Source organism: Acetobacter garciniae (genome assembly GCF_017377735.1).
Taxonomy (GTDB): Bacteria; Pseudomonadota; Alphaproteobacteria; order Acetobacterales; family Acetobacteraceae; genus Acetobacter; species Acetobacter garciniae.
The window spans coordinates 1-1,285 of sequence record NZ_JAFVMH010000036.1 but is presented as its reverse complement, the minus strand read 5'-3'; the positions used below and the strand labels follow the sequence as shown (position 1 = coordinate 1,285).

Annotated in this window: 1 protein-coding gene; it reads left to right on the top strand. The window is 65.4% G+C overall.

Features of this window, described 5'->3' with window-relative positions:
* The coding region (gene glyA / locus J2D77_RS17100; protein WP_331000144.1) for a serine hydroxymethyltransferase at positions 1-1,285 on the top strand (1,285 nt) is incomplete at both ends.

Sequence of the window (1,285 nt, the reverse complement as noted above, 5' to 3'; positions counted from 1 at the left end):
TGAGCCACACCGATCTGGAGCTTTTTTTTCGCGCGCCTGTTTCCCAGACGGACCCCGAGGTTTTTGCGGCGCTGAGCGGAGAGCTGACGCGCCAGCGCGAAGGCATTGAACTGATCGCGAGCGAGAACATGGTGTCCGAAGCGGTGCTTCAGGCCCAGGGCAGCGTGCTGACGAATAAATACGCCGAAGGTTATCCCGGCCGTCGCTATTACGGTGGCTGTTCGGAAGTGGACAAGGTCGAGACCCTGGCCATCGAACGCGTGAAAACCCTGTTCGGCGCGGGCTTTGCCAATGTGCAGCCGCATTCGGGGGCCAACGCCAACCAGGCGGCGTTCATGGCCATGGGCAAGCCGGGTGACACGGTGCTGGGCATGAGCCTGGCAGCTGGCGGGCACCTGACCCATGGTGCGGCCCCCAATTATTCGGGCAAGTGGTTCAACGCCGTGCAGTATGGCGTGCGCCAGCAGGACGGCGTGCTGGATTACGAGGAAATGGAACGCCTGGCCCGCGAGCACAAGCCCGCCATTATCGTGGCCGGTGGCTCCGCCTATCCGCGCATTATCGATTTCGCGCGCTTTCGCCGCATTGCGGATGAGGTCGGCGCGTTCCTGATGGTGGACATGGCGCATTTCGCGGGTTTGGTGGCCGCTGGCCTGTATCCCAGCCCGGTGGAGCACGCGCATATCGTGACCTCCACCACGCACAAGACGCTGCGCGGCCCGCGCGGTGGGCTGATCCTGACGAATGACGAGGCCCTGGCCAGGAAGATCAACTCCGCCGTGTTCCCCGGCCTGCAGGGTGGCCCGCTCATGCATGTGATCGCGGGCAAGGCCGTGGCGTTCGGCGAGGCCCTGCGCCCCGAATTCAAGGAATACCAGAAGGCGGTTCAGAAGAACGCGCAGGTTCTGGCCGAAGTGCTGGTCGAGCGCGGGTTCGACATCGTGACCGGCGGCACGGATTCCCACCTGCTGCTGGTGGACCTGCGTCCCAAGAAGGTGACGGGCAAGGCGGCGGAAGCGGCGCTGGAGCGTGCGGGGATCACGGCGAACAAGAACGCCATTCCGTTCGATCCGGAAAAGCCGGCCGTGACCTCTGGCGTGCGCCTGGGCAGCCCGGCGGCGACGGCGCGCGGCTTCCGCGAGGCGGAATTCCGCCAGGTGGGCGAGATGATCGACGAGGTGCTGACCGCCCTGGCCGCATCAGGCGGGGAAGGCGACAGCGTGGTCGAAAACGCCGTCCATGCCCGCGTGCGCGAACTCTGTGCCAGGTTCCCCATCTACACCCG